The following is a 25,330-nucleotide window of genomic DNA, read 5'->3' as shown; positions in this document are numbered from 1 at the left end:
CATGAGTAACTATCCTTGGACTTCCAGAATAAACACGATACAGCATGTTTTTATTTTTCTACTAGGCGCTCTTGCTGTAGGAATTGCAGCTACCTATCAACCTGTGGTCAGTATTGCGGCGGTATGCTTACTGCTTTTGTTGGCTGTCTCTATCCATCATCCTGAGCGCATTAGCTATGCGGTTTTGCTAAGCACAGCAGTCTCAGTCGATTCTCTGTATCAGGGTGGCGTGTTCGGCATTGAGATATTGTCATTGTACAAATTGGGCATTTTGGCTCTGCTAGTGCCCTGCATGCTCGTATATGGCATTCGTCTCAAGTTCAGCTATCCAGTCTGGGCATTGGTGATCATGCTGGGGATTACATTTGGATTTTCAGCATGGCTGCCTTTGTTAACGACCTCGATTGCCGTGAAGGCGTTCGTGGGACTATCACTGCCCTTCTTTTTTTTACTGATCCAGTGGAAAAAGGATGTGGCGGAAAAGCATATTCGACTGATTAGTCTGTTGCCGATTATTAGTGTGGTCATTGGATTAGGCTTGCAGGTTTTAGGATTGCACTCATTTACGGATGTGGAATTTACGGGCGCAGTCAGAGTACAAGGAGCGAACATACCGCCGCATTTGGCAATGCTCTCCTTTCTCGGAATTGCCGTCTCTCTGATTGAGGTCAAGCGCAAACCTAGGCAAGCTGCTTTTTATTACACGGTGTTGGCCCTGAACTTTCTAATCCTGATCGCCACCGGTACACGTGGGCCGATTCTGGCATTGTTATTAATGTTTGCTGTGTATCTGTTTGATATTGCCCGTCAGTACCTCAAGGGAAAAGTCAATTATTTGCTACCGCTGGCCGGATCGTTTTTGGTTGCTCTGGGGGCGGTGGCCCTACAATGGAACAATTTAAAAAAACGCTCCTTCGAACGGGAGACCGACACAGGCATTGACCTATCGGGACGCTCGGAGGCATGGGAATATTTTTTGAACAGAGTACATGATTACCCTTGGTCAGGCAGAGGCCTTGGCGCGGTAACGGTTGCGAACGACGGGACGTTATTCAATGGTTTTGTTGTACCGCATAACGAGTATATACGATTTTATTTTGATACCGGATATATCGGTTGCGGGCTATTAATGCTTTCATTACTGATCGTGTTCGCTCTCATTTATCGGTCACTTGCCAAGTCTATCAAACCTTATTTTGCAACTTTAATTGCAGGTTTTTTGATCTACTCGTTTTCAGATAATACGTTGTCGACGGTTCAGATGATTATTCCGTTTTGCTGGTATTTGAACGCATTATACCAGACATCTACTCAAACCGATTTTCGCAAAGAGAAGTGATACGATGAGCAGAGTGAACATGTTCGATGTCAACTTTGATAATTACGATTTTAATGATCTACTCGAATTTATAGATACTTCTATTGAGCATCAGCGTCATTCCTACATTTTGACCTGTAATGTCGATCATGTGATCAAGCTTCGTAAGGATGATGAATTCCGCAAGGTGTATTCGGATGCCGGAGCTGTAGTGGCCGATGGAATGCCTATCATTTGGGCGTCTAAGTTGCTGAAAAAGCCCCTCAAACAAAAAGTGTCAGGGTCCGATTTGTTCACCCGGCTGGGAGAGGCTTTTGAGGATCGGGGCTATCGCTTGTTTTTTCTGGGTGCAGCTGACGGTATTCCTGAGAAGGCTATGCTTAATCTCCAGGAATCCTATCCAAACATGAATGTAGTAGGCTGCTATTCTCCTTCTTATGGTTTTGAGAAAAACGAAGAGGAGAACAGATACATTATCCAGTTGCTTCAAGAGGCTCGCCCAGACATCGTTTTTGTAGGTGTAGGAGCACCGAAGCAGGAAAAATGGATTTACAGATATTATGAGACTTACCGCGCTCCAGTTTCGATTGGAGTGGGAGCGACCTTTGATTTCCTGTCGGGAAATGTAAAGAGAGCACCGGAGCTGATGCAGAAGACAGGATTTGAATGGTTTTGGAGGTTGTCTCAGGAGCCTAAACGATTGTGGAAAAGATATTTGATTGAGGATTCCCAGTTCCTCGTTCTGCTGTTTAAAGAGATGTTCAAGCGGAAGCGGATGAAGGGAGGCCAGGGGTGAGAAACATGAGTCGGTTGGCAGATCAGCAGATTTCCTTCTGGCTAGGAAGTCGGCGTGGAATCGGCATGATCGGCATGGGGGTGCTGGCTTGTATGCTACCACTCGCCATCGGATTTGTCAGCGCCAAGATGAATCCCACCACGAGCCAGCAGGGAGCCATATTGCTGGCGATCGTTTTTCCAGCCTTCCTGCTGGCGATCTTGCAATCACGGCTATTGATTTCTTACACATTGGTGGTGTGGGCAGTAGGCCCGGAAATCCGCCGCATTGCAGATTGGTTGGAGGGAACGTATCACTCGGTTTCCTTATTGAGCGTGGCGCCGCTGCTGGTAAGCAGCATGCTGATCATTCCTGTGCTGCGGGGTATTCATCTGGCGGAAAAGCCATTAACCCGGATTGCTGTATTTTTCGGCATAGAGTTGGCCTATGGAAGTGTGGTCGGGTTATTCAAAAATGGTATTGTTTTTGCTTATGATTTGGCCAATTATGTGGTTCCATTGCTTCTATTGCCTTATCTTGCGATTAAGCCTATGAAAGCCAAGGAGCTGGACCGACTGCTGTATTCATACGCCAACATTGCTGTTCTAGTAGCGATATACGGCATTATTCAGTACTTGACGGTGCCTCCTTGGGATGCATTTTGGATGAATCATGTGGAAATGAATTCCATTGGCGTGCCAGAACCGCTTCAAATTAGAGTGTTTTCTTCCATGAACTCGCCCGGCCCATGCGCTATTTTCCTGGCAATGGCACTTGTACCAATGCTGATGGAGAAACGGTGGCGAGGCACATTGGGATGGATTGGAGTCCTGCTAACAGTCGTTTGTCTCTTGGTCACGCTCGTACGTTCAGCCTGGCTGATTGCATTCGTCATGTTGCTGGCTTACATCCTCAGCTCATCCTCCAAAGGAAAGTGGAAGACCCTGTTTCAACTTGCTATCGTCGGTCTTCTTCTCTATATCATCGTTCCAAAACTTCCGGGGGCAGAAGGTTTGGTGGCTCGCATGCAGACGTTGACAGATATTCAACAGGATCATTCGTACAATGAACGTTTGGATCTACTGCATACAATGCTTCCGGCGATTACTAGCAATCCGGTCGGGCAGGGGATCGGGAGTGTAGGTATCGGAACCAAGCTTGATAACGGCGGCGATCTCGGTGAACTTGGGATTATGGATAATGGATATATTGCCATTTTCCTCACCTTCGGTATTTGCGGAGCATTCTTTTTCTTCGGTGGTCTGTTCGTTATCATCAAGCGCCTTCTCGTCCGTATTGCCGAACGGAATTCCAGTCAGCCTTATATCAGACTGGCGTTGGCTACATGGGCCGGAGCTGTAGCCAGTCTCATATCGGATAATGGTTTCCCCGGTATGCGCGGCTATTTGATCTGGATGATGATCGGAATAGGACTATGGGCAAAAGATGTCATCGCGGAAAGAAGGTAAAGGCTGTGCAAAACTTACAAGCATTATCCGCACCTGTCCGGACACTATGGTCCACGGTGATTCGGTTTGCCAAAAGCAAGGATAACAGCTCTGCAGCAGTAAAAACGATGATATTCAGTATGCTGATTCTCGTCGTGAATATGCTGACTGGTGTGCTGACGGCACGATTCTTGGGTCCTACTGGACGCGGAGAACAGACAGCGATGGTGAACTGGTCCCAATTTCTTGCCTTCTGCATGAGCTTCGGTGTTCCATCTGCATTGATTTACAATGCCAAAAGGAAACCTGAGGAAACGGGTAAGCTGTATGGTCTGGCCTTGCTGCTGGCTACGGTATTTGGGGGAATGGCGACACTCGTCGGAGTATTTCTAATTCCTTATTGGCTGCGCTCTTTTTCTTCATCGGTCATACTTTTTGCGCAGTGTTCTATGATGATGTGTCCGCTCATAGCGATTTCACAGATCAATAATGCATTGCTTCAAGTTCGCTCGGAATATAAACAATACAATTTATTCCGGTACTTGGTACCACTAAGTACACTGCTGGGTCTGGCGATTCTGACCCTGACGGGGACGATGAATCCGTACACCTCAGCATTGGCTTACTTACTGCCAGGCTTGCCGATCTATATCGGTGTCACGATACGAATGATTCGGCTGTACAAACCAAAGGTGAAGAACAGCTGGACGCAATTTAAAAATCTCTTTACCTACGGTATGGGTTCATACGGGAATGATCTCATGGGGCAGGTTTCCACTTACATTGACCAGATTTTGATTGCAGGTCTGCTCAGACCTGCTGATCTCGGTTTATATGCGGTAGCGGTCAGCCTGGCCCGGATGGTGAATGTATTTTCAACCTCGATCATTGTCGTGTTGTTTCCCAAAGCCTCTGGTCTGGATAAGGAAGAGGCAGTGGCCATAACATTCCGGGCATTTCGAGTGACTTCAACGGCAACCTTTTTGGCTGCGGTGATGTTAATGCTGGTTGCTCCGTTCGTATTTACATTGTTATATGGTCAAGAGTTTAAACAAGCGCTTACGGTATTCCGGTTTCTGGTGCTTGAGGTTGCTATCAGTGGAGGTACCATGGTGCTGGCACAACAATTTATGGCGCTGGGTAAGCCCAAACTGGTTACCATTCTACAGGGTGTCGGATTGGCGCTCGTCATTCCATTGCTGTCCATACTCGTGCCGAGATATGGATTGACGGGTGCAGGGATAGCAATGCTGTCTTCGGGGATTTTACGGTTCGTTTTCATTTTATGTAATGTTAAGTTCGTTCTAAAAATGAAAATTCCAAGACTGCTTATTTCCAAACAAGATTTTCAATGGCTCCGATCAACGATGTCACACTACATCCGGAAAAAGCCAGTTAACGGTTAGATAAAGAAGGAGGCACCCGCTAATGAACCACATGTCTAGCGTTCCCGCGGACAACCGGATATCCGTAGTTATTATCGCTCAGGATGATGGCACTCGAATTACAGCCGCCATTAAATCCTGTCAGCCCTTTGCGGACGATATCGTCGTCATTGACGGAGGGAGCAAAGACAATACGATTCAGGTAGCTGAATCATTGGGCTGTCGGGTGTTTTCCAACCCATGGCCTGGTTATGCCAAACAGCGCATGTTTGGTGTTGATAAAGCGGAATTTGATTGGATTTTCCTGATTGATACAGACGAAGTAGTGGATGCAGAGTTGCTTGGTGACTTGTTGAAAGTAAAGGAAACGCTCCACGATCCGGCCAAAGCCTATTCTGTATTTCGCATTGGCGATTTTCTCGGCAAATGGATGAACAAAGGCGAGTATTTGGTTCGTTTGTACAATCGGCGAATTTATGGCATTACGAATAGTCTTGTTCATGAAATGCCGGATGTAGCCTCTTCCCAGATCATCAATCTGGAGGGCGTGCTATGGCACTATGGCTTCCGCAGCATCAGCGATCATATGACCCGTTTTAACAAATATACGGATCTGGAAGCAGAGACGGCATTTAACAAAGGAAGATCCTTTCGGATTACCAGACTGTTGTGGAGACCGCCTGCCCGCTTTGTACAGAAGTATTTTGTTCAAGGCTTATACCGCAAGGGGTTGGCGGGTTTTGCCGTAGCCGTTTTCTGGGTGATGTATGAGTTTCTCGTCTGCTTCAAGCATTATGAGTTAACCAAGCGGCGAAAAAAGATTGAAGTTGTAGATGGCGGACAAACCGAGCAGAAAGGAGAAACCAGCTATGTCGTACAATAACGGATTTCGTATTGCGGCAACCGGGCTGAGCTGGCCGTCCTTGCAGCCAGGAGGTCTCAACACATATTTCAAATCCATCTGTGAGCAGCTTACGCTAGAGCGCAATACGCTGGATGCTTTAATCTGTAGTGATGAGCAGCCTCAGGCGCCTGAACGTATTCGTATTCATTCAATTGGTAGCAAGCAGCAATCCATCTGGAAGCGTCGAGAGCTGATGCAAAAATATGCAGCAGAGCTATTCGACAAGCAACCGATAGATGTGCTGTATTCCCACTTTGCTCCCTATAGTGTCGGACCGGCACTGGAGGCGAAAAAAAGAGGAATCCCGGTCGTTACTACCTTCCACGGACCGTGGACGGAGGAAATGAAGATTGAAGGACAGGGAATTAAGCATTTTCTTAAAACGACGTTGGCCAAATCCATTGAAATGAAAGCTTATGGTTTGGCGGATAAATTTATAGTGCTAAGCGAGACTTTTCGGGATATTTTACACGAGCACTATAAAGTTCCACTTAGTAAAATTCATATTATTCCTGGTGCGGCGAATGTAGAAAGGTTCCATCCGGCAGAGGATCAGGAGGCCGTACGGAAGCGGCTGAATTTGCCGCAAAATGCGACGATTGTGCTAACCGTTCGTCGTCTTGTTAATCGCATGGGACTGCTACAGCTGCTCGAAGCATGGCGGCGAGTAACCGAGCGACACCCTGATCATCTGCTGCTGATTGGTGGGAAGGGCCCCTTGATGGAGGAATTGGCTTCCAAGGTGGCGGAATACAATCTTCATAATCACGTAAGATTGCTTGGTTATGTGTCGGATGAGGAGCTGCCCCTGTACCATCAAGCCTCGAACTTGTTCGTTGTGCCAACACAGGCACTAGAGGGTTTCGGTCTGATTACAGTCGAGGCGATGGCCTCGGGACTACCGGTGCTGGCCACTCCTGTAGGCGGCAACAAGGAAATCTTAAGAGGATTCCGTCCTGAGCTTTTGTTTCAGGGGACGGACAGTGAAGCCATTGCTGCTGGGCTGCTGCGTGTGCTGGATCATCGTGAACTTCTACCGAATGCACGGGAATGCCGGGACCATGTCCTGAGCAGATACACATGGGGACATGTAGCGGAGCAGGTAGAAGAGGTATTCCGACAGGTCCTTGACAGAAAGGCGGCGGCGAAATGATGAGAGTAGCTTATATTGACCATACGGCAAGATGGAGCGGCGGCGAAGTCGCTTTGTATAACATCCTGACGAATATTGGGGAACATATCGACCCGCTCGTTATTTTGGCGGAGGAGGGCGATTTGGCGGATCGGCTTCGGCAGCGTGATATTGATGTGCGTATCGTTCCACTAGATGATTCGATTCGCAATCGAGGACGAAATGCTGTTAATCTGGGTGCACCTGCAGCAGCCTTTCGGTTGCTGGCTTACGGCAGAAAACTCGCGCCATTGCTGCGTGAGGAAAAAGTCGTGTGTGTGCACACAAACTCACTCAAGTCTGCACTGTATGGTGCAGTAGCCGCCAAATCGGCGAAGCTGCCCTTGATCTGGCATATCCGTGACCACATCGGTCCGCCGTATCTGAAGCCGATTGTAGCCAAAGGGATTCGGCTCATGTCCCGCTTTTTGCCTAACGGTGTGATTGCCAATTCCAAATCCACGCTGAGTGCATTGGAATTACCCCCGGACAAAAAGACGCTCGTCGTCTACTCCGCTTTTGCCAAAGCAATTACGGCTCGTGATTCGGCTGCGCATTTGCGTGGCGATGACTCGTTTAACGTCGTATTGGTCGGCAGATTGGCGGAATGGAAGGGACAACATATTTTATTGGAAGCGGCACGTTCTTTTTTACCAGATCAGCGTGTGAAATTCTGGCTGGCTGGAGATGCGTTGTTCGGAGAAGAGGAATACAAACAACGATTGGAATCCACGATGCGCGAATATGGGTTGACCAACGTCAATCTGATGGGACACGTCGATGACATTCAGGGACTGATGCAGCGCTGTGACCTGCTAATTCATACTTCCATTACACCGGAGCCATTCGGTCAAGTCATTATTGAGGGCATGGCTGCAGGTTTGCCAGTGATCGCTTCAAACGAAGGTGGTCCCAAGGAAACGGTGGTACCTAATGAAACCGGGCTGCTCATTGAACCGGGAGACCCGGCCAAGCTGGAAGAAGCCATCCGCTGGATGCTGGAGCATCCACAGGAACGTCAGCAGATGGGTGAGAGAGGGATGGAACGGGTCAAGAAGCATTTTGTCATCGAGAACACTGTTAAGGATATAGTTCATTACTATAAGGGTTTGTTGGCAGGAGTCTGACCGACATTCGCGTTAAAGGATGATTCAGATGAAAATAGCGATAGCACATGATTACTTAATCCAAATGGGCGGAGCGGAAAGGGTAGTAGAGGTATTCCATGATATGTATCCGGAGGCTCCCATCTTCACAACGGTGTTCAGCGACGAGCGCCTGTCGCGCAACTTGAAGGATGCGGACATTAGAGCCACTTGGCTACAAAACGTCCCAGGAGTGAAGACCAATTTCAAAGGAGTGCTGCCGCTGTATCCCATCGCTATCCGTGATTTTGATTTTAGGGATTTCGACATTGTTTTAAGCTCCAGCAGCGCATTTATGAAAAGCATCCAGGTACCCAAACATACGTTTCACATTTGTTACTGTCACACACCGATGCGGTTTGCCTGGGATTACGATACATATATGGCCCGGCAGTCCAAATCCAACCTGCTCAAAAATATGCTAAAGCTGTACATGAACAGGCTGAAAACATGGGATGCCAAAACTTCTCGCAACGTAGACCAGTTTATCGCCAATTCTTCCGTCGTCAAACGGAGAATTCTGCACTATTACCAACGGGAGGCAGATGTTATTTTCCCTCCTATCAATACATCCCGTTTTAAACGTGCTACAAGCATCGGTGACTATTATCTGATCGTATCCCGATTGGTGTCTTACAAGCGCATTGATCTCGCGATCGAGGCATTCAAACGTAACGGTCTCAAGCTGCGCATCGTTGGCGAAGGACCAGATCGTAAACGACTCGAAGCCATGGCTAGCCCGAACATTGAGTTCCTCGGCAGGCTTGAGGACGAAGAGGTTAACAAGCTGATGGCCGAATGCCGGGCGCTTGTCTTTCCGGGGGAAGAGGACTTCGGTATTACGCCTTTGGAGGCGAATGCGGCTGGACGGCCAGTTATCGCTTTTCAGGGCGGGGGAGCGCTGGATACGATTGTTCCTCATGTGAACGGCGTATTTTTCCGCAAGCATCAAGTAGACGATGTGCTGGAGGCCGTCGCAAAGGTCGAGCAACATGCATGGAATGTGGACGATATCATTACCCATGCCCGCAAATTTGATGAAGATAACTTCAAGGATCAATTGAAAAAGTATGTAGAACAAGCCTATGTGAACTTTCTAAAAGGAGGATGAACGGAATGAAGCTGGCTGTAATCGGTACTGGATACGTTGGACTCGTCTCGGGTGTGTGTTTTGCGCAAAAAGGTAATGAGGTGATTTGTGTCGATCTGGAGCAGTACAAAATCGACATGTTGAACCGGGCAGAATCTCCGATCTATGAACCGGGTATTGAGGAATTGATCGCGTTGAATCTGGAAGCTGGCCGTTTGGAGTTTACCTCCGATTTGGCCGATGCGGTACGTCGCTCGGATATCGTTATTTTAGCGGTAGGTACGCCTTCACTGGCTAACGGCGAGGCGAATTTGTCTTACATTGAACAGGCGGCTGCCGATGTCGGCAAAGCCATGAACGGGTACAAGATTATTATGACCAAGAGTACCGTACCTGTCGGAACGAACGAAAAGATTAAGGATGTAGTGGCTCGACATACGAGTTTGTCTTTTGATATTGTATCCGCGCCGGAGTTCCTGAGAGAAGGCTCAGCCATCAATGATACGCTTCATCCAGATCGCATCATTATTGGTTTGGACAATACAGGTTTGCGTGAAACAATGGTCACTCTGCATCAGGTATTCACGGATAAAATCTATGTGACCGATATCCGCAGTGCTGAAATGATCAAATATGCCTCCAATGCGTTCTTGGCAACTAAAATTTCGTTTATTAACGAGATTGCTAATATTTGCGAAAAGGTTGGCGCGGACGTTACCTGTGTGGCTGAGGGTATGGGCATGGACAAACGGATCGGTTCCTCTTTCCTGCAAGCAGGGATCGGATACGGGGGCTCTTGCTTCCCGAAAGATACGAATGCGCTCATCCAAATTGCGGGTAATGTAGACTATGAATTTAAGTTGTTAAAATCGGTGGTCGAGGTGAACACTGACCAGCGTTTTATGATTGTATCCAAGCTGCGTGAATCGCTGGGTCAGCTAAACGGCGTATCGATTGGCATTTGGGGCCTCGCCTTCAAGCCTAATACAGATGACATCCGCGAAGCTCCAGCACTGGAAATCGTAGAAACGCTCATTCAGGCAGGTGCTATTGTCAAGCTGTATGATCCCATTGCGATGGATAAATTCAAGGAGCGCGTGGATCACCCGAATATTATATGGTGCTCCTCCCCGCAGCAAGCCGCCGAAAGAAGCGATGCTGTGTGCCTGCTGACGGATTGGGAAGAGTTCAAAGAAGTTGATCTCGTGCAACTGGGCTCTATTCTACACAAGCCAGTTCTGATTGACGGTCGTAACGTATTCACCGAGGAACAGATTCAAGGTTCTGGACTGGAATACTACTCCGTGGGTCGTCCGCGGATGAGTGGGTGGAACAGAGATAAAGTGGAAGTTTAAAAAGTGACTGTGGGCGGTGGGGAGACGCTATGCGTTCCATTTGATCTTCTGAGCGCTGTTGCAGTGGGACTCTCTGGATTATATAAAACATTCCAAGGTAAGAATCCCGCTGCAAAGGAGAACGCTAGCGCTTCTCCAGATTCAAATGGACCGCTTCGCTGCTTTTGCCGCATAGAGTCACGGTTTTTAATCTCCCATCTTAGGGGATGGGAGTAGTAAGGGCATATCGGAAGGAGCGGCACAGTTGAAGCCGCTCCTTCCGATTAAGGCGCCATGCGCTGTACCGCGGCGCCCCTGTGGAGCAAGCCTACCATGTGGATACGCTATGCTGCTCCTGTAGAGCAAAGACGCCATTGCGGTTGTCGAAGGCAATCTTGGCAAGGCGTTACGAAGCCTTGATTACTAGAAGCTTGCAAGCAAGGCAGGCAAACGCCGAGCTCCCGAACGTTTTTTACAGGCTGACCGGACTTAATAATGTCCGGTCGTGCCTTTTGCACCACAAGGTATGATCGATATGATGCATTTTTGAGTAGCGTAGGAATGGATTTGAAGCTGGAGAAGCGATAGCGTTCGCCTTTGAAACGGGATTTAGACCTTTATACTATTTTATACAATCGAATGAATCCCAGTCCAACAGCGATCGTAAGATCAAATCCAGCCCGTAGCGGGCTACTCAACCTTGCCTCATCCGATCGCCCACACATTATAGAGAGGAAGTGGAGAATTATGAAGCTCGTACTTTTGTCTGGTGGTTCCGGTAAAAGATTATGGCCGTTATCCAACGATTCCCGTTCCAAACAATTTTTGAAGGTACTGGAGAGCCCGGAAGGGATTTCGGAATCCATGGTGCAGCGGGTATGGAGACAATTGGGAGACAACGGATTATCCGAATCCTCGTTTATTGCGACAGGGAGAGCGCAGGTCGAAATGATCCAGAGTCAGGTCGGACCGAATACGCGCATCATAGTTGAGCCGGAACGCAGAGATACCTTTCCTGCGATTGCGCTGACAGCGACTTATCTATATTCCATTGCGGGTGTTTCGCCTGATGAAATTATAGCTATATTGCCTGTAGATCCTTATGTAGAGGATGCTTTCTTTGCTTCCGTTGCCCAACTGGAACATACACTTCAGGAGAGTGAAGGCAAGCTTGCATTAATCGGGGTTGTCCCTTCCTATCCTTCAGAGAAATACGGTTATATTATTCCGAAAAACGATGCCACTCAAGGTAGCACAGGCTACCGCGAAGTGAGCCATTTTCAAGAGAAACCCGACCGGGAGCAGGCGGAGCGTCTGATTGAACGCAATGCTCTATGGAACTGCGGGGTTTTTGCATTCAAATTAAGCTATTTGCTGGATATCCTGGCATCCAAGGGCCTGCCGCTGAATTATGAAGAAATGCAAAAGCAATATGCGTCTCTGGAGAAAATCAGCTTTGACTACGAAGTAGTCGAGAAGGAAAAAGACATTGTGGTGCTTCCGTACGATGGTTTTTGGAAGGATTTGGGCACCTGGAATACGCTCACAGAAGAAATGTCTAATCAGCAAGTGGGCAGAGGTGTAGTAACGGAGGATTGTGTCAATACAAGTCTTATTAATGAGCTGGACATTCCGGTAGCGATCATTGGAACGAATGATCTGATTGTAGCCGCTAGCCCAGATGGTATTCTTGTGACCAATAAGGCAGAAAGCCCACGCATCAAGGAAGTGCTCAAGGCTCATGAGCAGCGTCCAATGTATGAAGAACGTCGTTGGGGGCAGTATCGAGTTGTAGACTATGTAAAGTATGACGAGGGTAATGAGGTACTGACCAAACGAATCCGCGTACACAAAGGTAAAAATATCAGCTACCAGCTTCACTTCAAACGAAGCGAAATCTGGACCATTATTAGCGGCGAAGCGGAAATTATTTTGAATGAGAAGCTGCACAAAGTGAAGGCCGGTGACGTAGTCCGTATCCCTGAAGGAACCAAGCATAGTATTTTGGCTGTAACCGATGTGGATTTTATAGAGGTGCAGACTGGCTCTGAGTTGGTTGAAGAGGATATTGTACGCTTTTGCATGGATTGGAATGAAATTGCCCGTCATCAATTTATCTCATAATCGTTTTCGTAAAAACGAAATAAAGAAGAATTGATGAAAATTTATAGCCCAAACTGTCGAAATTGGGCGAAAACCTGTAAATTCATGAACATGACCTATTAAATTTTGGTAAAAAAAAGTCGATACTTAGGTTAAGAAGGAATCCAAACTCCTTCCAACGATAAACGCAGCCCTGTCGAAAGGCAGGTACGCAAAGCTAAAGGGCCTTCCCGTAAGGATGGCAGCCTGGCTACCGAAAGGAAGAGCAAAAGTGAGATTCAATTTTATTCCTCTGTATCGACTGATACGTCATGTACTCCCCGTAGTTATAATTTTTTCTTTGTTTCCCGTCGGATTTGGTGATTCTCTGTCTGTGGTGAATGCCGCTTCATTACAACCTGTTAATTCGGACGCTTGTACTCAGGCCCGTGAACTATACAATTATTTACTCAGCATCTCTGGAAAGAAAACAATCACTGGTCAGCATGATTATTTGGAAAGTCCAGATGAATTAAGCAACAAGGTCCAAAAAATCAGCCAGGCGTATGTGGGTCTGCACGGCTATGAGATGGGAGCCATCTCTGGTCAATCTGACGCTACAGAAGCAGCACAACGTAAAAATGTCGTCGATAGCGCTATTCGTTGGAGCAGAGCAGGTGGCATTGTGACGATGACTTTTCATGAAGCGCTGCCGGGTAGACCGCTGACTTGGGCCAATGTGCAGGCCAAAGTAAGTCAGGCGGAGTTCAATAAATACGTCACGCCAGGCACTACGCAGTATAACCTCCTCATTGCCGATCTGGATAAGGTCGCTATATCGTTAAAGCAGCTTCGTGATGCAGGGGTTCCGGTATTGTGGAGACCTTACCACGAAATGAATGGTGACTGGTTCTGGTGGGGAAACAAAAACAATTTCAATCAGCTATGGAATATCATGTACGACCGTTTTGTTAACACGCATCAATTGAACAATCTGCTGTGGGTGTGGAGTCCCAATGCTCCCAATTCCTACACTGTCCCGTATACCCCAAAATATCCGGGGGATGACAAAGTGGATATTTTGGCAGTAGACATCTACAACAATGATTTTAAGCAAAGTCATTATGAAGGACTGCTCGAGTTGGCACGGAATAAGCCGATTGCCATTGGCGAGCACGGTGAGATACCTAGTTCTGAGGTGTTGCAGGCTCAGCCAAAATGGGTGTATTCCATGACTTGGGGCAAGATGCTGACCGAGAATAACACAACCACTCAAATACAGGATTATATGAACGATGCGAAGAGTTTGACACGGGATGATGTGAAAAATGGGCTGGAGGCCATCCAACAACCTGGAACAGATGTACCGACCTTACCGGATGAGGGACAAAGTGAGCCTCTCCCAGCTCCACCAGTAGTGATTGCTCCTCCAGCTCCGACTCCTCCTTCCGTTCCTGATGAAGTATATGTGAACGGGCTGCGGGGCGAATATTTCAACAATATGAATTTGAGCGGCAGTCCTGTTTTGATCCGTACAGACAGCAAGCTGGACTACAACTGGCGTGCCATTGCTGCTGATCCAAAGGTAAATGCCGACCAGTTCTCGGTTCGCTGGACGGGTAAAATCAAGCCACAATACTGCGAGACCTATACGTTCACAACCATATCCGATGATGGTATTCGTGTATGGGTAGACGGCAAGTTAGTGATCGATAGTTGGTTCAAACAAAGCTGGACAGAGCGAAAAGGCAGTATTGCTTTGGAAGCAGGTAAAATGGTAGATCTAAAAGTGGAATACTATGATGAAAAAGGCGATGCGATGGCACGTCTGATGTGGGAAAGTCAGCATGAAGCGAAAGCGGTGGTTCCCGGAAACGCTTTGTTTCTTCCTTGATAGATACTCTTTCCCGGTCAAAAATTTTGAGGAGAGAGGGTGTATCATATGATGAAAAAATGGTTGACCCATAGGTATACGGTCGTATTATCCGGATTACTAGGGGTCGCAGCTCTAGCCATGATCGCTTGGTTTATATACACGCCTTCAAAAAGTGTAGAATTGCAGACAGATAAGGTAGCGGCGGCCAGTCCAGTATGGAAGCTGGGCCAGAGGGATGACTCCTCAGCGGAATTTAAAGGAGTGGTCGGTAGGGATAATATCGATATTTCTGCAGCAGCAGCTTCTTCCGAATCATCTGCTAAAGCAGCATTTTCGGCGTTGTCGGAAGCAGAAAGTACAACAGTTCCGGTATTGCTCAGCAGTGGAGATATTCCTCCCGGTTTGAATGCATCCACGAATCCAGAACTAACACTTCAATATAAGCTGAATCAGGTTCCTCCCAATGGTATGATATTCCGTGTTCGGATTTTGGATGCGGGCAAAGCTGTGCCGCAGATGGCTGTCTTCTCAAATCATCAGCTGTCCGGAATCATTCAGATTGCCGGGGTATCCGGTACTGGGAGTACCTATAATTTCAAAAACAACTACGAGCTGTATATCCCCAAAGAACAATTGCAAAGCGGTGTTAACGTACTCAAGCTAAAGACAGCGCGCTGCCTATACTGCTCCTCTGCGGAAGATAAAAATGTGTGGTGGACTTGGGATGACTTGAGCTTGGAGACGTTAGCTTCCCCTGCGGTCGAACCGGTACATGGGAAATATATAATGACTGGTACGAATGTGAATAATAAAGAATTTTATTATGATCAGGGTGCAGTTAAGCATCTACCATACGTTCTCAAATGGCTGGGAATTGCCTATAGCGGCAACGTCATGAGGGTAACCTGTGCCAGTAATGTAGGTAAGGCATGCACAGACGTGGATGATTACTATCAAACGTTAAAGCAGTATAATATGCAATCGTCTGCTTTGTATCTATACACAGGTGATATTAAGCTGCAAAAAGATGGTACTCTGCCAGAGACGGCCAAGCAAAAGTTGCGTGATTATGTAAAAAAATACGGTTCATACCTTCAATATTATGAAGTAGATAACGAACCTGGTTTGTTTAATCGTTCCAAGGCAGTAGATCTGGCTGTGGCTAAATGGTTGAATACGGAAGGCAAGCAATTGGCACCGCACCTCAAAACCGTAGCGCCGGGTTGGGCCTACTGGCCGACATACTCTACCAAGGCGTGCAAAAATCAAACCGGAGGCACGCAAAAATGCGGTGATCCGGATGGATGGGAACGGGACCCAGCGCAGCGTAAACAGCTGGAGGAAGTCACCGACCTGACCAACGGACACGCCTACGGTGAATCGTATAATGAAGAGGGCGGGGGCAGCTTCGTTCAGAATTTGAAAACCTTCGGTGGTTCGAGCAACGGACTGGCAAAAAAGATGCTAAACACGGAGTTCGGTACTAACGATACGCATCGAGACAATCCTGATTACGGGGCTAGTCAGCCACAAGCAGCTGCATTCGATCGGATTATGCGATCGCAAATCGGGTTTGCCGATATGTTTATCCAGCACGCTGCTTTTTATAAGGATTACACACTGTTTAAAACGGGTTTTGATCTGCAAAGTCACAATCCGGCTAACACGGAAATTTATCCGTTTGGGCAAGGACAGGATACTCGCGTTAAGATTATGAGACGCTTGAGTCTAGCCTATGCCACGCATGGTAAACCGCTGACTTATACAATGTTGAATCCAGAGGAGACCAAGGACAAGATGGTTTATGTTCGCGCGGTGGATACGTCCAAGCTTAAACCGCTGGCAGGTAGCGGCGCTACCTCGAACAAATTGCTGGTGAACCTAGTGAATTTCGAATCCACTACGCAGACCGTTCGTGTACGGGTGACGATGCCGAAAGCTGGCTTGTACACGGGGGAACGTTTTGGGGCGGGTTCCACCTACAGTCAGGCGCAGCGTTCCATATCAGGGCTGAAGGCTTCTCCTGCCCTTGATTTTGAAGAAAAGCTGGGCCCTGGCGAATCGGTACAATATATTTTGGAATTAAAAAGTATAGATCAAACCACGGCCTCTGCCCCAACAGAGGTGAAAGCAGCCTCTATTCAGGATGGGGGGGTAAAGATTAATTGGCTTCAAGCAGAAGGCATATCTTCCTATGATGTGCTGCGTGCTGACCGGACAGACGGTGCCTATCAGGTGATTGCCTCGCAAGTAGAAGGAAGCACGTATACGGACCGCACTGTAAAAGCTGGAAGTCATTACGTCTACAAAGTCCGAGCGACCGGAGGTACTCAGGTTTCTCAGGCAGCCGAGGTCGCTTAGTTACACCGGAATGCATGTAGGACCTTACCTAATGAATATCTAACACCATTCCGAAAGAAAGCAAAAAAGAACCTATCAGGAGAAAATAGGACCTGACAGGTTCTTTTTTATTTGTAAATCGTTCTGAATTGCCAATACTTTACGTATAATGGAGAAAAAAATAAGAAAATCCTTTAATATTCTCGTCATAAGACGACAACATTGCAGGTATGTATTCATATATAATAGTTTTGTTCATGACTATACATACATGGTTTGTAGGGAATCTCTTTCTTTCCGGCGACCAAGACTAATAAAGTGAGGTTAGTGCTGAATGAACAAGGAAACAGAATTAGGGGGGAGTGGCCCTCTTCTTCGAGACAACGCACGGAAAGCAGGCAAAGCAGCCATCCACTTGGACATCCGGAACATTTTGCTCCAATGTGGTATCACGACACCAGAATGGCTGGAGGGCGACGCTGATAGAACTAAGTGCCAGAAGGACAAGCGCGTGTAATTTTCAGTTGCTGGTCCTACTTAAGCCAAACATCAAGCAGCGGCGCTTTCTTTATTCCATCATTCGTTCCATTCGAACAAACGCGATAAAACGTTTGGCTTCTTCCTCAGACAAGGTGCGTCCGTCAATCGTCAGGTTAAAACGTTGCAGGATATCCTCGTCTGACAGTTCAAGCTGATCCACAAATTCCCTCACATCTGAATCCAATATTGCTGTCGGGTGGCTCGTACGTCCCACCAAATAATCGATGGTTACCTCGAAAATATCGGCGAGCTTGGTCAAGGTCTCAAAGTCTGGCTTGCGTCTATTTTTTTCATAGTGGGAAAGAGCCGCCCGCGTAATTCCGAGGGATTGCGCTAATTCCTCTTGTTTTAATCCCTTATGTTCTCGTAATTCAGCGATGCGGGTTCCATAATTCATCTGTTTTTCCTCCTGAAGGCAAGGTTAAGAAAGGTAAGAAAAGCAATTTTGCGCTTGACAAGATACAATTTGTATCATAAATTAATTATGTAAGTTACATAACGTATCATTATTTCGTAGTTTTCACTTATATCTTCATTTATATACCCTTAAGAGGCCAACGATGATTGAGCATTGTGTGCTTATTCGCTGGCTAGACCTTCTATGCGCTATTATACAACATTTTACTATAGATTAGAGGGTCATGCATCGTTCTTTTCCCCGTCATGCAGAGGATCAGTACAAGCGTTATTCATCGAAAACAAGTCAAGCAGGGAGGACTGGTCTTGTGCAGTTGAAAGAGTACATCCGTTTGATCCGCAAAAGAATGTGGTTGATTGGTAGCATTGTACTGCTGGTGTGTACTGTAGTAGGCATAAAAAATGTATATTTTACCCCGCAGGTTTATGAAGCTACCGCCAAGCTCATTATTAATCAGACGCCACGACCGGACCGTGCAGGTGTCGTCGATTACAGTGTGGTGCAAACCAATATAGCTCTAACGAACTCCTATAAGCAAATTATGATCTCCTCGGCGATTATGGATCAGGTGGTCGCCAGCTTCCCCGATCTTAAGGTTACTCCGTCAGCTTTGGCGCAAAAATTAAGAGTAAACACCGCAGGTGATTCACAGGTCATGGATGTTACAGTCCGCGACTTATCGTATACGAAGGCTGTGAAAACCGTCAATGCGGTAGCCAAAGTATTCAAACGGCAAATCCCCTCTATCATGAAAATGGACAATGTCACCATCCTAAGCGAAGCCAGTCTGAATGACCCAGCAGTTCCCGTGAACAATAATCCCGCTATACAAATTTTTATTGCTTTTACCATTTCTTTATTACTGGGCATAGGCTTGGCGTTTTTACTGGAGGTATTGGATGATACATTTAAAAATGAGGAGGATATTGAAAAAGAACTCGGTCTGCCTACCCTATCCCTGATTACAAAAATGAAAAAAGAAGATAGACGCTCTGACAGCTCTACTACAACTCCTAAACAGGTAGGTGAGGGACAATATGCCGCGATTAATCAATAATCAGCTCGTTACATCCTTGCATGCTCAGTCTTCCGTGTCGGAGGAGTACCGCATGCTTCGCACTAACATCCAGTTTTCTTCTATAGACGAGCCGATTGAGGTGATGATGGTGGCGTCCGCTCAGGCGGGTGAAGGCAGAACAGTCACGATTAGCAATTTGGCTGTAACCTATGCGCAAGAGGGAAAAAAGGTGCTGGTTATGGATATGGATCTGCGTCGGTCCTCCTTGCATCATATGTTTGGTTTGCGCAATCATACAGGGCTGACACGGGTACTTGCCAATCAACAGACATGGCAGGATGTGGTTCAGGAAACCGGGATTGATCATCTGCATGCAATCACAGCTGGGCCGAATCCACCCAATCCGTCCGAGATGCTCAGTTCCCGTAGAATGAAGGCTCTACTAGTTGAGCTAAAAGAACATTATGACGTGATTCTGATGGATACGCCACCCCTGCTGCCTTTTCCGGATGGCCTCATTGTAAGTGCCATGTGTGATGGTGTCATTTTGGTAGTACAGGCAGGGAAAGTCAAAAAGGATGTCGTTAAGAAGGCGAAGGCAAATTTAGAAAGAGTTAAGGCGCGCATTCTGGGTGTAGTGCTCAATAACGTGAAGCGCCGAGCCGAGCGTGGTATGGAGGAACGCAATCTGACATGAATAAATCGGGGAAAATAAAAGTATATAAAATTCTTTTAACAATGAATAAATAATATTTATCAATAAGGAGTGAGGTGATGAGACGTGTCTTCTTCCCGCTCGAACGAGGCCAAAGTGCTGGGTGCGTCAGTAGATGTATATTCGGTCGCTCATGGGCTTGAACGACGACAAGGATGGAGCGTATATCCGTTCGTGAAGCGAAGTATGGACATTATACTGTCTTTTATTGGAATCATCGTACTGTGCCCGGTATTTCTGCTCGTCATTTTGTTGATCAAGCTGGAGGACCCCAAAGGAAGTGCATTATTTTATCAAATACGTATTGGTAAACATGAGCGACCGTTTCGCATGATCAAATTTCGTTCCATGGTGTCTGATGCCGAAGCCAGATTGTCTGCATTGCTGGTGGAAAATGAAATTGAGGGTGCGATGTTCAAAATGCGGGACGATCCCCGAATTACCCGTGTGGGTCGCTTTCTTCGCAGAACGAGCATCGACGAACTACCGCAACTCTTCAATGTACTGCGTGGGCATATGAGCCTTGTAGGACCCAGACCCCCATTGCCAAGAGAAGTCCATGATTACACCATGAGGGATAAGCTGCGTCTGACGGTTACACCGGGCTGCACCGGACTATGGCAGATCAGCGGTCGCAATCATCTAAGCTTTGACCAGATGGTAGAACTGGATTTGGAGTACATATCTAGACGCAGTTTCCGCACGGATATGATCATCATGCTGAAAACATTTCGTGTGCTGCTGGGCTCCAAGGATGCTTATTAAAGTCAATTTTAATAAAGAGGGGTAGGAGAGAAGGATGGAGCTTCATTCCAACATCTATGTGGCAGGACACAATGGGCTGGTGGGTTCCGCTATTGTTCGAGCGCTTCAGAAAGCGGGATATCGTCATATTACTACTCGCACAAGCCGTGAGCTGGATCTGCGCAATAAAGAGGCCGTAGATCATTTTTTTGATACAGAGCCCGTGGATTATGTATTTCTGGCAGCAGCCAAGGTAGGCGGGATTTTGGCGAATAACGAATATCCGGCCGATTTTATCCGTGACAATCTACTTATACAAACAAATGTGATTGATGCGGCATATCGGAAGAATGTAAGCAAGCTGTTATTTCTAGGCTCTACCTGTATCTATCCCAAATTTGCTCCACAGCCGTTGCGAGAAGAATATCTGCTTACAGGTGAGCTTGAGCCTACCAATGAGGCCTATGCGGTTGCTAAAATTGCCGGGATTACAATGTGTCAGTCCTACAACCGTCAGTATGGAACCCGTTTTATTTCGGTGATGCCTACGAATTTATATGGTCCGGGCGACAATTTTGATCTCCAAACCTCTCATGTGCTGCCTGCGCTGATCCGCAAGTTTCATGAGGCAAAGCTGAATCAATCTCCGACTGTAGAAGTATGGGGTTCCGGTACGCCTCGGCGAGAATTTCTTCATTCGGATGATTTGGCTGATGCCTGTCTATTTCTGATGAATAACTATGAGGGGAATGAGATTGTAAATATCGGTGTGGGTGAGGATATTTCCATCCGTGAGCTGGCTGAACGAGTCAAAAATGTAGTCGGCTATGAGGGCGGAATTACTTTTAATACATCCGTTCCTGACGGAACGCCGCGTAAGTTGGTAGATGTATCCCGGATTTCCGGGCTGGGCTGGTCGGCGCGTATTTCACTAGAAGAAGGATTAAGGTCTGTATACCAGGCGTTTCAAGGTCTGGATCTGGTTGAACAATAAATAACGGTGGGGGAATTGGAATGAAAAAAGCGCTGATCACTGGGATTACCGGACAAGACGGGTCTTATCTGGCTGAGTTGCTGCTGTCCAAGGATTATGAGGTGTACGGGGTGCGCAGACGAACCAGCACACCGAACTTTGAAAATGTAGCGCATATCCAGAATGACATTCACTGGCTTTCCGGTGATATGACCGATCTGGCTTCACTGATCGAAGCCGTCCGTCAGTCCGACCCGGATGAGGTCTATAACTTGGCTGCTCAATCCTTTGTAGCGGCCTCATGGCCGCAGCCCTTGGCTACAGGGCAAATCACAGCATTATCTGTTACCAATATGCTGGAGGCGGTTCGAATTGCCAAGCCGGATGCACGCTTTTATCAGGCTTCAAGCAGCGAGATGTTCGGTAAGGTACTGGAGACGCCGCAGACAGAAACGACCCCATTTTACCCACGTAGTCCTTATGGTGTAGCCAAGGTGTACGGCCATTGGATTACAGTCAACTACCGCGAAAGCTTTGATATGTTTGCTTGCTCCGGTATTTTGTTCAATCACGAATCGCCTCGCCGAGGGCTGGAGTTTGTAACACGCAAAGTGTCGGATGCAGTAGCTCGTATCAAGCTGGGATTGCAGCAGGAGCTGCGCATGGGAAATTTGGATTCACTGCGAGACTGGGGTTTTGCAGGGGATTATGTAAAGGCGATGTGGCTGATGCTTCAGCAGGATCGACCAGATGATTACGTGATTTCTACAGGAGAAATGCATTCTGTGCGTGAACTGCTGCAAATTGCTTTTTCTCATGCAGGTTTAAATTATGAGGATTATGTGGTGATTGATCCGCAATTTGTTCGACCGGCAGAGGTAGATCTATTGCTTGGCGATTGTGCCAAGGCGAAAGAAAAGCTGGGCTGGCGATTGGAAGTCGGCTTCGACCAGCTCGTTCGTATGATGGTGGATGCAGACTTGGAGCGTGTAAAAAGGCAGGCTGCAGTTGAAGCTTCTGTCGTCGTGTAAGAGGTGGAGAGGCCGCCCGCCTGGCCGGGGGGTCTCTTCGTTGTACATGATTTCAGCTGTATGACAGATCAACAGATCATAAAGCAATGTTTAAGGTCATTTTTCAAGATGGAGTAGAACCTATGACATTAGTCAAGAAACGTGCCAAACCGCGCAGAAGCTTGCTGGTGAATACATCCTGGCTGTTCGGTGACAAAATGATTCGCATGGTGTTCGGGCTGGCAGTCAGTATCATCATGGCGAGAGCGTTGGGACCAGAGGAACTGGGAAAATGGAATTATGCGGAATCCTTTTTCGGGATGTTCCTGATTTTCACGACCCTTGGCTTTGATTCTATATTAGTACGCGATCTTGTCAAACACCCCAAGGATGAGCACGAACTATTGGGTACGGCGGTTCTGCTGAAGTTGTTAGGTACTTTGGTAGCCATTGTACTGTCCTATTCCTTTATTTCACTGCTCAGACCGGAAGACAGTTCAGTGCGGTTAATCAATCTGATCCTGGCTACGGCCTCGGTATTTCAGTTGTTTGATATTATCGACTACTGGTTCCGTGCGCAGATGTTGTCCAAATATACGGTTGTTGCCAAGAATACCGCCTTTGTCCTCGGTTCCACCGTCAAAATCATTCTATTATTGTCCGGTATTCCAGTTTGGGCAGTGGCGTTGTGTGCTCATGGAGAGTTTCTGCTGGGAAGCCTGCTGCTGCTGTATTTCTTCCATAAGGAAGGGCGGCGTGTGAACAAGTGGACGTTCCGCTTCGCAACTGCTCGGCGAATCATGAATCACAGCTGGCCGCTTATTTTGTCCTCCTCCGCTGTATATGTACAGGCACGGATTGATCAGGTCATTATCGGAGAATTGTTGGGAAACGAAGCTGTCGGGCAATACTCTGTTGCACTCCGACTCATCGAGGTGCTGGGCTTTATCCCGGTCGTGCTAACGACAGCTTATGCCCCGGTGGTGACGCGTTCCAAGCAGAAAGGAAGCGACGAATACAGACGGACGTTGTCTAACGTGTATCGGCTGATGTTTATATGCTTTCTTGTGACCTCAGTCCCCTTATTTTTTCTATCCCAATGGGTAGTCGTTGTGCTGTATGGGAGAGAGTTTGCTGAAGCAGGCTCGCTGTTGTCACTGTTTGCGATTCGTCTATTTTTCACCAACTTTAGTGTCGCCAAAAGCTTGTTTATCACCAATGAAAATTTGTTCAAATACACGCTGCTGACCTCGATAATAGGTGCGGTTACGAATATAGCCTTCAATTACGCGCTGATTCCATGGCTTGGTGTCCGAGGGTCCTTAGTGGCGACGATTTTGTCCTTTACGATATCTGTATTTCTATTGGATTTGTTGTTTAAGGAAGTCAAAGCCAATTTGGGTTGGATGATGAAGTCTATCCTGACCTTCTGGCATGTTCATATTACAGTACCGAAAGTTGGAGAGAACAATCATGATACCGATTAAACCATTTGTTCGGCATGAGGAACAGTGCCCGCATTGTGGAGACACGTTACGTGCTGGAGAGGTGCTGTGGCAGGGAATCCACGTATGTGTCAGTACTAAGTGTGAGGGTTGCGGACGTGAATATCTCGAGGACATGAGGGTTGGTCATGCGACGTATTCACCTTATCGTGTAGAAATGCCTGACTATATCCTGACCGGTAATGCGAAGTCAAGAAAATGGCTCGGAGAGCCTCTGCGGCAATCGTTGATGAATCCTTCCTATGATTTGGCAGTCGGTATGACCGTGCATAAAAAGAAAGCTTCTTCGCGTGTGATCATCATCAACACTATAGATTATTTATATGGTCATGCGTTGCTCAAGCTGCTGAATGTTCAGCGTGAATATGAGCAATCGCCGGAACTGGGGATCATCGTTATTGTACAAAAATCGCTGGAGTGGATGGTGCCGGCATATGTGTCAGAAATTTGGACTGTCGATGTCCCGTTCAACAAGGCGCGAAACTTTTATCCTCTGCTACATCATCGGATGATTGAGGAATTGATACGTTTTGATGAGGTGTATGTCAGTCCGTCATATTCACATCCCAGCCAATTTGAGATTGAACAATTTACAGGGATCTCCCGTTATGACGAGGAACGTGAGCGGAAGCCACGCATTACCTTTGTATGGAGGGAAGACCGCTTGTGGAGCGGCAGCCATCATATTGCCAGAGCAGTGCAAAAATTTCCGAAGCTCAAACGTGGCCTGAAACCGCTAATTTATCATCAACGCAGCAAAATCATTGGACTGTTCCGCAGACTGAGAGAAAGCTTCCCTGATCATTGCTTTACAGTTGCGGGACTTGGGCGCACGGGAAGCTTCCCAGCATGGATTGCTGACGAGCGCGTCTCACGCTTCGATCGGGATAGTGAAAAGCGGGTATGCGAGGTATACGCAGCCAGCCGATTAGTCATTGGTATTCATGGCTCCAATATGCTGCTGCCTTCTGCACATGCAGGTATGACGATTGATTTGATGCCTAAGGACCGATGGGGCAATTATGCCCAGGACATTTTATTTCACGAAACGGATCATCGGCTTACAGCTTACAAATATCGCTTTGTACCGATGGAATCGAGCGTGAGCTTGGTGGCGGATATGGCAGCGGCCCAGCTTAAAGGGGCAGACCATTTTAATATGCAGATGATGGAGGAAAGACAACGGCAGGGGGAACATTCAAGTTGGAGGGGAGAGGCCGCTTCGGGGCGGGTTTGATCTTCCGATCGCTGACGCTTTTCCAGCTTCAAATCCTTACTCTCCGCTACCCGCTACCCACCGCCGCCAAAAAAGATTTTCCCCCAGCCTATAAGGTGGGGAGGTAAGAGCCGCCTGGCGATAGCTTCGCCCTATCGCAGCGAACTTCACGCCGGGCAGTGTGCCGGTGTATTAATGCTCTGTATAGTCCTCTCTCAAGCTGAGAGAGCTTGATGAATAGTGCTTACGGCATGCAAAATCAAGCCTAGTTAGGGCATCTTGGTCAGCCTAGCAGTAGTATAGCCATGCTTGCTTGTGAGCGT

The 25,330-nt window shown here is 47.3% G+C and carries 20 protein-coding genes and 1 riboswitch; of the genes, 19 read left to right on the top strand and 1 reads right to left on the bottom strand.

What is annotated here, in order from left to right:
* The first annotated feature begins 1 nt into the window (after position 1).
* From G7035_RS02715 to G7035_RS02660, 12 genes are all read left to right on the top strand, one after another.
* Positions 2-1,339 carry an O-antigen ligase family protein gene (locus tag G7035_RS02715; protein WP_013369817.1) on the top strand — a complete coding sequence of 446 codons (1,338 nt, stop codon included), beginning with the start codon at positions 2-4 and terminating at the stop codon, positions 1,337-1,339.
* A gap of 4 nt (positions 1,340-1,343) precedes the next feature.
* The gene (locus G7035_RS02710) at positions 1,344-2,114 is read left to right on the top strand and encodes a WecB/TagA/CpsF family glycosyltransferase (protein WP_014599532.1); all 771 of its coding nucleotides are present in this window, start codon (positions 1,344-1,346) and stop codon (positions 2,112-2,114) included.
* 5 nt (positions 2,115-2,119) lie between these two features.
* Positions 2,120-3,562: an O-antigen ligase family protein gene (locus G7035_RS02705; RefSeq protein WP_026065389.1), complete on the top strand. Its 1,443-nt coding sequence runs from the start codon at positions 2,120-2,122 to the stop codon at positions 3,560-3,562.
* A gap of 5 nt (positions 3,563-3,567) precedes the next feature.
* Entirely contained in the window at positions 3,568-4,947 is a 1,380-nt protein-coding gene (locus tag G7035_RS02700) for a lipopolysaccharide biosynthesis protein (RefSeq protein WP_019686406.1), read from the top strand.
* Positions 4,948-4,969: 22 nt separating this feature from the next.
* A complete protein-coding gene (locus G7035_RS02695; RefSeq protein ID WP_016821253.1) occupies positions 4,970-5,809 on the top strand; it encodes a glycosyltransferase family 2 protein in 840 nt (279 codons plus the stop codon).
* On the top strand, positions 5,796-6,983 hold the full coding sequence (locus G7035_RS02690; RefSeq protein WP_013369822.1) for a glycosyltransferase family 4 protein: 1,188 nt from the start codon (positions 5,796-5,798) through the stop codon (positions 6,981-6,983). The genes G7035_RS02695 and G7035_RS02690 overlap by 14 nt, the downstream gene beginning before the upstream one ends.
* On the top strand, positions 6,980-8,128 hold the full coding sequence (locus G7035_RS02685) for a glycosyltransferase family 4 protein (protein WP_016821251.1): 1,149 nt from the start codon (positions 6,980-6,982) through the stop codon (positions 8,126-8,128). Before G7035_RS02690 ends, G7035_RS02685 begins: the two co-directional genes overlap by 4 nt.
* Before the next feature lie 28 nt (positions 8,129-8,156).
* Positions 8,157-9,257, top strand: coding sequence for a glycosyltransferase (locus tag G7035_RS02680; protein WP_019686407.1), 1,101 nt, complete (start codon positions 8,157-8,159; stop codon positions 9,255-9,257).
* Positions 9,258-9,262: 5 nt separating this feature from the next.
* Positions 9,263-10,591, top strand: coding sequence for a UDP-glucose dehydrogenase family protein (locus G7035_RS02675; RefSeq protein ID WP_016821249.1), 1,329 nt, complete (start codon positions 9,263-9,265; stop codon positions 10,589-10,591).
* Between the two features lie 726 nt (positions 10,592-11,317).
* Positions 11,318-12,694, top strand: a complete 1,377-nt coding sequence (locus G7035_RS02670) for a sugar phosphate nucleotidyltransferase (RefSeq protein WP_019686408.1) — start codon at positions 11,318-11,320, stop codon at positions 12,692-12,694.
* Positions 12,695-12,849: 155 nt separating this feature from the next.
* Positions 12,850-12,931, top strand: a riboswitch (cyclic di-GMP riboswitch).
* Between the two features lie 13 nt (positions 12,932-12,944).
* Positions 12,945-14,546, top strand: a complete 1,602-nt coding sequence (locus G7035_RS02665; protein WP_019686409.1) for a glycosyl hydrolase — start codon at positions 12,945-12,947, stop codon at positions 14,544-14,546.
* A gap of 48 nt (positions 14,547-14,594) precedes the next feature.
* On the top strand, positions 14,595-16,889 hold the full coding sequence (locus tag G7035_RS02660) for a hypothetical protein (protein ID WP_019686410.1): 2,295 nt from the start codon (positions 14,595-14,597) through the stop codon (positions 16,887-16,889).
* Positions 16,890-17,436: 547 nt separating this feature from the next.
* On the opposite strand, the gene G7035_RS02655 is transcribed toward G7035_RS02660, so the two are convergent.
* Positions 17,437-17,805 carry a helix-turn-helix domain-containing protein gene (locus tag G7035_RS02655; protein ID WP_016821244.1) on the bottom strand — a complete coding sequence of 123 codons (369 nt, stop codon included), beginning with the start codon at positions 17,803-17,805 and terminating at the stop codon, positions 17,437-17,439.
* Between the two features lie 328 nt (positions 17,806-18,133).
* Here G7035_RS02655 and G7035_RS02650 point away from each other — a divergent pair, with 328 nt between their 5' ends.
* The 7 genes from G7035_RS02650 to G7035_RS02620 all read left to right on the top strand — a co-directional run bounded on the left by G7035_RS02650 (position 18,134) and on the right by G7035_RS02620 (position 25,028).
* A complete protein-coding gene (locus tag G7035_RS02650) occupies positions 18,134-18,883 on the top strand; it encodes a YveK family protein (RefSeq protein ID WP_016821243.1) in 750 nt (249 codons plus the stop codon).
* Positions 18,864-19,541, top strand: a complete 678-nt coding sequence (locus tag G7035_RS02645; RefSeq protein ID WP_016821242.1) for a CpsD/CapB family tyrosine-protein kinase — start codon at positions 18,864-18,866, stop codon at positions 19,539-19,541. Before G7035_RS02650 ends, G7035_RS02645 begins: the two co-directional genes overlap by 20 nt.
* A gap of 84 nt (positions 19,542-19,625) precedes the next feature.
* Positions 19,626-20,324 (top strand): sugar transferase, encoded by a 699-nt coding sequence (locus tag G7035_RS02640; protein ID WP_016821241.1) that lies wholly within the window; start codon positions 19,626-19,628, stop codon positions 20,322-20,324.
* Between the two features lie 34 nt (positions 20,325-20,358).
* Positions 20,359-21,297, top strand: a complete 939-nt coding sequence (locus G7035_RS02635; RefSeq protein ID WP_019686412.1) for a GDP-L-fucose synthase family protein — start codon at positions 20,359-20,361, stop codon at positions 21,295-21,297.
* 20 nt (positions 21,298-21,317) lie between these two features.
* Positions 21,318-22,307 carry a GDP-mannose 4,6-dehydratase gene (gmd, locus tag G7035_RS02630; protein WP_016821239.1) on the top strand — a complete coding sequence of 330 codons (990 nt, stop codon included), beginning with the start codon at positions 21,318-21,320 and terminating at the stop codon, positions 22,305-22,307.
* A gap of 122 nt (positions 22,308-22,429) precedes the next feature.
* Positions 22,430-23,773 (top strand): flippase, encoded by a 1,344-nt coding sequence (locus G7035_RS02625; protein WP_019686413.1) that lies wholly within the window; start codon positions 22,430-22,432, stop codon positions 23,771-23,773.
* Entirely contained in the window at positions 23,760-25,028 is a 1,269-nt protein-coding gene (locus tag G7035_RS02620) for a zf-TFIIB domain-containing protein (protein ID WP_019686414.1), read from the top strand. The genes G7035_RS02625 and G7035_RS02620 overlap by 14 nt, the downstream gene beginning before the upstream one ends.
* Positions 25,029-25,330 lie beyond the last annotated feature (302 nt).

This window comes from Paenibacillus polymyxa, from assembly GCF_015710975.1.
Taxonomy (GTDB): Bacteria; Bacillota; Bacilli; order Paenibacillales; family Paenibacillaceae; genus Paenibacillus; species Paenibacillus polymyxa.
This window is presented reverse-complemented; position numbering and strand designations above follow the sequence as displayed.

Excerpts from the sequence above, each read along its gene's own strand:
- G7035_RS02670 (WP_019686408.1), top strand. The coding sequence starts at position 11,318 with ATGAAGCTCGTACTTTTGTCTGGTGGTTCCGGTAAAAGATTATGGCCG.
- G7035_RS02660 (WP_019686410.1), top strand. The coding sequence starts at position 14,595 with ATGATGAAAAAATGGTTGACCCATAGGTATACGGTCGTATTATCCGGA.
- G7035_RS02680 (WP_019686407.1), top strand. The coding sequence starts at position 8,157 with ATGAAAATAGCGATAGCACATGATTACTTAATCCAAATGGGCGGAGCG.
- G7035_RS02655 (WP_016821244.1), bottom strand. The coding sequence starts at position 17,805 with ATGAATTATGGAACCCGCATCGCTGAATTACGAGAACATAAGGGATTA.
- G7035_RS02635 (WP_019686412.1), top strand. The coding sequence starts at position 20,359 with ATGGAGCTTCATTCCAACATCTATGTGGCAGGACACAATGGGCTGGTG.
- G7035_RS02710 (WP_014599532.1), top strand. The coding sequence starts at position 1,344 with ATGAGCAGAGTGAACATGTTCGATGTCAACTTTGATAATTACGATTTT.
- G7035_RS02645 (WP_016821242.1), top strand. The coding sequence starts at position 18,864 with ATGCCGCGATTAATCAATAATCAGCTCGTTACATCCTTGCATGCTCAG.
- G7035_RS02705 (WP_026065389.1), top strand. The coding sequence starts at position 2,120 with ATGAGTCGGTTGGCAGATCAGCAGATTTCCTTCTGGCTAGGAAGTCGG.
- gmd (WP_016821239.1), top strand. The coding sequence starts at position 21,318 with ATGAAAAAAGCGCTGATCACTGGGATTACCGGACAAGACGGGTCTTAT.
- G7035_RS02695 (WP_016821253.1), top strand. The coding sequence starts at position 4,970 with ATGAACCACATGTCTAGCGTTCCCGCGGACAACCGGATATCCGTAGTT.
- G7035_RS02690 (WP_013369822.1), top strand. The coding sequence starts at position 5,796 with ATGTCGTACAATAACGGATTTCGTATTGCGGCAACCGGGCTGAGCTGG.
- G7035_RS02675 (WP_016821249.1), top strand. The coding sequence starts at position 9,263 with ATGAAGCTGGCTGTAATCGGTACTGGATACGTTGGACTCGTCTCGGGT.
- G7035_RS02685 (WP_016821251.1), top strand. The coding sequence starts at position 6,980 with ATGATGAGAGTAGCTTATATTGACCATACGGCAAGATGGAGCGGCGGC.
- G7035_RS02715 (WP_013369817.1), top strand. The coding sequence starts at position 2 with ATGAGTAACTATCCTTGGACTTCCAGAATAAACACGATACAGCATGTT.
- G7035_RS02620 (WP_019686414.1), top strand. The coding sequence starts at position 23,760 with ATGATACCGATTAAACCATTTGTTCGGCATGAGGAACAGTGCCCGCAT.
- G7035_RS02625 (WP_019686413.1), top strand. The coding sequence starts at position 22,430 with ATGACATTAGTCAAGAAACGTGCCAAACCGCGCAGAAGCTTGCTGGTG.